6 protein-coding genes are annotated in these 6323 nt (G+C 65.5%); 3 read left to right on the top strand and 3 right to left on the bottom strand.

All coding sequences use genetic code 11. The features are described from left to right. Together RMN86_RS10265 and RMN86_RS10270 are read right to left on the bottom strand one after the other, a co-directional pair. Positions 1 to 155: beta-lactamase hydrolase domain-containing protein (locus RMN86_RS10265; protein ID WP_309605754.1), on the bottom strand; the 155-nt coding region annotated here is incomplete at its 3' end. A gap of 110 nt (positions 156 to 265) precedes the next feature. After that, positions 266 to 442, bottom strand: a complete 177-nt coding sequence (locus RMN86_RS10270; RefSeq protein ID WP_309605749.1) for a hypothetical protein — start codon at positions 440 to 442, stop codon at positions 266 to 268. Here RMN86_RS10270 and oppB point away from each other — a divergent pair. From oppB to RMN86_RS10285, 3 genes are all read left to right on the top strand, one after another. Further along, positions 429 to 1352 carry an oligopeptide ABC transporter permease OppB gene (gene oppB / locus RMN86_RS10275; RefSeq protein WP_309605750.1) on the top strand — a complete coding sequence of 308 codons (924 nt, stop codon included), beginning with the start codon at positions 429 to 431 and terminating at the stop codon, positions 1350 to 1352. The two genes, RMN86_RS10270 and oppB, sit on opposite strands and share 14 nt — an antisense overlap. Beyond that, the gene (locus RMN86_RS10280) at positions 1349 to 2260 is read left to right on the top strand and encodes an ABC transporter permease subunit (RefSeq protein ID WP_309605751.1); all 912 of its coding nucleotides are present in this window, start codon (positions 1349 to 1351) and stop codon (positions 2258 to 2260) included. The genes oppB and RMN86_RS10280 overlap by 4 nt, the downstream gene beginning before the upstream one ends. A gap of 361 nt (positions 2261 to 2621) precedes the next feature. Then, positions 2622 to 5630: a TonB-dependent receptor domain-containing protein gene (locus tag RMN86_RS10285; protein ID WP_309605752.1), complete on the top strand. Its 3009-nt coding sequence runs from the start codon at positions 2622 to 2624 to the stop codon at positions 5628 to 5630. Positions 5631 to 5806: 176 nt separating this feature from the next. On the opposite strand, the gene RMN86_RS10290 is transcribed toward RMN86_RS10285, so the two are convergent. After that, positions 5807 to 6323: sulfotransferase (locus tag RMN86_RS10290; protein ID WP_309605753.1), on the bottom strand; the 517-nt coding region annotated here is incomplete at its 5' end.

Below are 6323 nucleotides of genomic sequence, written 5' to 3' on the forward strand. Positions count from 1 at the left end.
GCGATCTCGGCGCCGGTGGGCTGGCCCGGCTCCTCGCCGTCGGGCCGGTTGTTGATGATCAGGCTGAAGCCCTGGCGGGCGGCCTCGGCCACATCGGCGACGCCGATCTGCGGGGCGACGGAGAGATCCTCGGTAACGCGTCGGAAGTCGCTCATCGGTGTCTTTCGGCTGGGGCGCTAGTGTCCCGATTCCGAAGTTCGCGGGCGCCTGAGGCCGGTGCGGACGAACTTCGGAATCGATGAGGACACCAGCAAGCCTTTGTTTCCTAGTGTGCTTCCTGGATCTGAAGTTCGCTCAGAGCCTGATCCCTCAAGAAGGCGAACTTCAGATCCAGCACACTAGCTTGCGTTGACATCATCGGGGGCCGGTGAAAGTTTCGCAACGCCCGGTCCTGAAAAGCCTCGAAATCCAAAGGCGCATTGCCCTTCATGTTCAGCTTCATCGGCCGGCGCCTCCTGGTCGCGATCCCGACGCTCTTCCTGGTGGTGACGCTGGCCTTCTTCATGATGCGCGCCGCGCCCGGCAATCCCTTCGACATGGACCGCAAGCTGTCGCCGGAGATCGAGCGCAACGTGCTGGCCAAGTACGGGATGAACCGGCCGCTCGGCGCGCAGTACCTGAGCTACCTCGCCGGCGTGGCGCATGGCGATCTCGGGCCGTCGCTGAAATACAAGGACAAGTCGGTCCTCGACATCCTTGCGCAGAACTACCTGGTCAGCCTGCGGCTCGGGCTCTCGGCGATCCTCCTGGCGGGCGTGATCGGGGTCAGCCTTGGGGTGCTGGCGGCGCTGCGCCAGAATCAGCCTGCGGATTATGGGGTCATGACCGTGGCGGTCCTGGGGGTGTGCATCCCGACTTTCGTCACCGCGCCCTTGCTGGTGCTGGCGTTCGCCTCCAGGCTCGGCTGGCTGCCCAGCGCCGGCTGGAACGACGGGGCGCTGATCAATCTGGTGATGCCGGTCACCGTCCTGGCCCTGCCGCAGATCGCCATCATCTCTCGGCTGACGCGGGCCGGGATGATCGAGGTGCTGCACTCCAACTATGTCCGCACCGCGCGCGCCAAGGGGTTGCCGGAGCATCGGATCGTCACCCGCCACGCCCTGCGCGCGGCCATCCTGCCCCTGGTCAGCTACCTTGGCCCGGCGTGCGCGGGGCTGATCACAGGATCGCTGGTGGTGGAGAAGATCTTCAACCTGCCGGGGCTGGGAAAGTTCTTCGTGATCAGCGCCCTGCAGCGCGACTACACCGTGGTCATGGGCATGGTGATCTTCTACGCCGGCCTGATCCTGGTGCTGAACCTGATCGCCGACCTGCTCTATGCGGTGCTCGATCCCCGGGTGCGACTGGCATGAGCGCCTCGTTTCTCGTGCCCGGTTCGCGCGACGGCGCCCGCAGTATGCAGACCGCAGCGCTGAAGGGCCGCAGCCTGTGGGACGATGCGCGGCGCCGGCTGATGCGCAACCGGGCCGCGGTCGGCGGCATGATCGTCCTGGCCCTGCTGACCGGCGCGGCGATCTTCGGACCCTATCTGACGGCCTATGGCTACGACGAGGTCAACAAGACCGACGTCTGGCTGGGGCCCCTGACCCATGGCCACCTGATCGGCACGGACGCGCTGGGCCGCGACCTGCTGGCGCGGCTGCTGATGGGGCTTCGGGTCTCGCTGGCCATCGGACTGGTGGCGACCTTCGTCTCGCTGGTGATCGGGGTCGCCTGGGGCGCCACGGCGGGATTCGTCGGCGGGCGGCTGGACGAGGTGATGATGCGCTTTGTCGACGTGCTCTATTCGTTGCCGTTCATCTTCTTCGTGATCCTCCTGATGGTCACCTTCGGGTCGAACTTCATCCTGATCTTCGTGGCCATCGGGGCGGTCGAGTGGCTGACCATGAGCCGGATCGTGCGCGGCCAGACCCTGACGCTGAAGCACAAGGAATTCGTCGAGGCCGCCCGCGCGGCGGGTCTCAGCCAGGGCGGCATCATCGCGCGCCACATCGTGCCGAACCTCCTGGGGCCGGTGGTGGTCTATGTGACCCTGACCATCCCGGCGGTTATCCTGGCGGAGAGCTTCCTCAGCTTCCTGGGCCTGGGGGTCCAGCCGCCGATGGCCTCGCTTGGCACCCTGATCGCCCACGGCGCACAGGACATGGAACTGGCCCCCTGGCTGCTGATCTTTCCCTCGGCGGTGATGGTGGTCACCCTGATGAGCTTCAACTTCATCGGCGACGGCCTGCGCGACGCGATCGACCCCAAGGACCGATAGAGGCCCGACTTGGACGGTGCGGGTCGGCGTCCGTCGAAGCGGACCGGGCTGCGGGGACCCCGCCTGGAGATCGACCGGCAAGGGTGACTTAACCGCCTCTCGGCGAGGCGAACCTTTGGCGAGAAAGCGGCCGCCGGGGGCGAAAAGTGCGTCCCGGCCGGGCTCGACGCACAATCTGTGACCAGAATGCGACAGGTTGGCGCCTGCAACATTGCCGGCGCGCAATGAGCGTTGACCCTGAGTTGGATACCCTCGTAACTCCGACGTAACCGGACTCGACTTCGACGCAGATGTCGCTTCTGGGACCGTATTGTTGGGGAGCTGGTCCTGCCGTCAGGCGGACCGCTGGAGGATATAGACCTTGAAAATCAATTCCACGCGGGAGCGCCTGATGGCCTCCTCGATGATCTGCGGTATGGCCTTCCTGGGCCTGTCCGCCACCCAGGCTTCCGCCGCCGCTGCGGCCGCGGCCAGCAGCGATGTCTCTGAAATCGTCGTCACCGGCTCGCGCATCCCGCAGCCGAACCTGACCTCGGTCAGCCCGCTGGTGACGGTCAGCCAGGAGGATGTGAAGGTCGCCGGCACGGCGACGATCGACACCCTGACCAACTCCCTGCCGCAGGTGGTCGGCGGACAGAACCTTGGCCAGTCGATCAATTCCAACGGCACGGCGACGATCGATCTGCGCGGCCTTGGCCCGACGCGGACGCTGGTGCTGGTCAACGGCCGCCGCCTGCAGCCGGGCGACCCGCAGTCGGTGCCCAACCTGCCCGTGGCCGACCTGAACACCATCCCGGCGGCCCTCGTCGATCGGATCGACGTGGTGACCGGCGGCGCTTCGGCCGTCTATGGCGCCGACGCCGTGGCCGGCGTCGTCAACTTCATGATGGTGAACAATTTCGAAGGTCTTCGCTTCGACGCTCAATACAGCTTCAACATGCACAACCAGCAGGACAATGTGGCCCAGGACGCCCTGCGGGCTGGCAACTACAAGGTTCCCGGTACGCGCCATGACGGCGGCCAGACCTCGTTCTCGGCGGTCATGGGCAACAACTTCGACAACGGCAAGGGCAACATCACCATCTACGCGACCTATTTCAACGCGCAGCCGGTGACGCAATCGACCCGGGACTTCGCCGCCTGCGGCCTCTATTCCCAGCCGGGTCCGACGTCGGTCAATTCGGCCTACGACAGCTACAAGTGCTTCGGCTCGTCCAACGGCGCCTACGGCAAGTTCAAGTTCCTCCCCGCGCCGGGCGTCGCGCCGCCGAACACCACGAAGAACTTCGCCGACAATCCGGACGGCACCAGCACCTTTGTCCCGTCCCAGGGCTCGTTCGGCTACAACTTCAACACCCTCAGCTACATCCAGCGGCAGGATGATCGCTACAACGCCGGTTATTTCGCCCACTACGACCTGAACTCGCAGATGCAACTCTATTCCGAGTTCATGTTCGCCGATGACCGTTCGCGCGCGCAATACGCCCCCAGCGGCCTGTTCGCCGGAACCGGCGCCGTGGTCGGCCAGAGCTATTTCGAGATCAACTGCAACAACCCCCTGATGTCGGCTTCCCAGCAGACCGCGCTCTGCGGCGCGGCGGCCGGGACCCCCGCCCTCGGACGGGTTCTGGCGGGCTACCGCTTCGGCGCGGTTCCCCGGACGGACGCCTACACCCACTCGAGCTACCGGTTGAACTTCGGCCTGCGCGGCGATCTGGGACCGGCGTGGCGCTACGACGCCTACCTGCAGTACGGCACGGCCTCCTATCAGGACACCCAGAGCGGCTATACCTCCCTGGCCAAGATCCAGAAGGCCCTGCTGGTCGATCCGGTCACCGGCAAGTGCCTGTCCGGCGGCGACTGCGTCCCGCTGAACCTGTTCAAGGCTCTGGGCGCCGGCATCTCCCAGGCGGCGTACAACTATGTGCTGACGCCCGGCCTGCGCAACGGCACCACCGTCGAACAGATCGCCAGCGCCTCGGTGACCGGCGACCTCGGCAAATACGGCATCACCAGCCCCTGGGCGAAGGATGGGCTCGGCGTCGCGCTCGGCGCCGAATATCGTCGTGAGAACCTGAACTACAACGTCGACAACGAATATACGATCGGCGACCTGTCCGGCGGCAGCCAGAGCAAGAGCAATTCCGGATCGTTCGATGTCTACGAACTGTTCGGCGAGGCTCGCGCCCCGCTGATCCAGGACATGCCCTGGATCAAGTCCCTGACCTTGGAGACCGGTTACCGTTACTCGGCCTACAACACCGGCATCAATACCAACACCTACAAGGCGGCCATTGAATATTCGCCGACCGAGGACATCCGGTTCCGCTACAGCTACAACCGCGCTGTCCGCGCCCCGAACGTCAATGACCTGTTCACGCCGCAGGTTCAGAACCTGTTCAACGGCATCGACCCCTGCGGCGGTCCTACCCCCGCCAAGTCCCTGGCCGCCTGCCAGCTCAGCGGCGTGACTGCGGCACAGTACGGCAACGTCGATCCGTGCCCCGCCTCGCAGTGCGGCACCCTGTCGGGCGGCAACACCGCGCTTCGGCCGGAATCCGCCGACACCTACACCTATGGCTTCGTGCTGACGCCGCACTGGTTCCCGACGCTCACCATGTCGGTGGACTACTACAACATCCGGGTCAGCGACCTGATCGTCGGCGGCCTGGGCGGACCGGCGGTGACGCTGCAGAACTGCCTGGCGACAGGGTCTCCGATCTTCTGTTCGGCGATCCACCGCGACCCGACCACCGGTGATCTGTTCGGCTCGGGCTTTGTTGACGCCCGGAACACCAACACCGGCTTCCTGCAGACCAAGGGCATCGACTTTGCGGCGAACTATCGCACCCAGCTGTCGGACTGGCATCTGCCGGAATGGGGCGGCCTGAACTTCAGCGTGGTCGGCACCTACACCGCCCACTTTGTGACCCAGCCGATCACCGGCGGCGGCACCTATGACTGTGCGGGCCTGTACGGTCCGCAGTGCAACGTCCCCAACCCCTACTGGCGCCACCGGGCCAAGGTGACCTGGACCACGCCGTGGGACGTCAATGCGACCCTGACCTGGCGCTATGTCGGCGCCACCAAGTTCGAGGGCAACACGAAGAACGCCTTCCTCTCGACGGGCATCATCGACACCATCGATGCGAAGACCGAGGCGGTGAACTACTTCGACCTCAGCGCGGCCTGGAAGATGCGGACCAACCTGACCCTGCGCGCCGGCGTCAACAACATGTTCGACCAGGATCCGCCCCGCGGGGACTCGGTCAACACCGGGGCCTTCGGCGGGGGTAACGGCAATACCTTCCCGCAGATCTACGACGTCCTGGGCCGCAACGTCTTTGTGAGCATGACCGCCGAATTCTAGATTTCGACGTCAATCCAGACTGAAGACAGCGGCGAGCGGACCCCGGTCCGCTCGCCGTTCTGTTTTGAGCCGCGCGCTGCCGAAAACCCCTCCGCCGGCCGCATTGTCCGACGCGGTCGGTCCGCGGCTATCGGCGCCCGCCGGCGCACCGCACGCGGGCGGCGTTCGCTTCGTCGCTACGCGTATCCGAACCGGGCGACCCAGGGTGCGAGGATCGGCGCGACCGGCTCCAGCTGCCTGGCGTAGTTGCGCCAATAGCCGACCCCGGACGCATTCATCCCCTTGACGACCTGGCGCGCGCTGGGCGTGCGGATGTCCCGCCCCCGCGCGGTCTCCACGAAATTGCGCATGTTGTCATCGAACTCAACGCCTATGGCGGCGCAAAGCCGGGCGATCTCGCCGTCGAAATCGGCGATCATCGCCTCGTGGGTGTGGACGTGGAAGGCCAGCGGCAGCTTTGCGGAGAAGATCTCAGCCAGGCCCATAACGGCGCTGTAGTAGGTCGAGAGGCGTTCAAGGTCGGTGAATTCGTAGATCGTCCGGTTCATGTTGAAGCCCCGGCGAAAGCAGCTCAGGACGACGTCGCGAGGATCCCGCCGCGCCAGGATGATCTTGGCGCGCGGGAACAGCTTGGCGATGAGCGGCAGGTAGAGCGTGAGCGAGGGCTGCTTGTCGACGAAGGTCTTGCCCTTC

The organism is Phenylobacterium sp., assembly GCF_031360265.1.
Taxonomy (GTDB): domain Bacteria; phylum Pseudomonadota; class Alphaproteobacteria; order Caulobacterales; family Caulobacteraceae; genus Phenylobacterium.

What these genes read in the sequence shown, in the direction of transcription:
- oppB (WP_309605750.1), top strand. Translation starts at nt 429, where the DNA reads ATGTTCAGCTTCATCGGCCGGCGCCTCCTGGTCGCGATCCCGACGCTC.
- RMN86_RS10270 (WP_309605749.1), bottom strand. Translation starts at nt 442, where the DNA reads ATGAAGCTGAACATGAAGGGCAATGCGCCTTTGGATTTCGAGGCTTTT.
- RMN86_RS10280 (WP_309605751.1), top strand. Translation starts at nt 1,349, where the DNA reads ATGAGCGCCTCGTTTCTCGTGCCCGGTTCGCGCGACGGCGCCCGCAGT.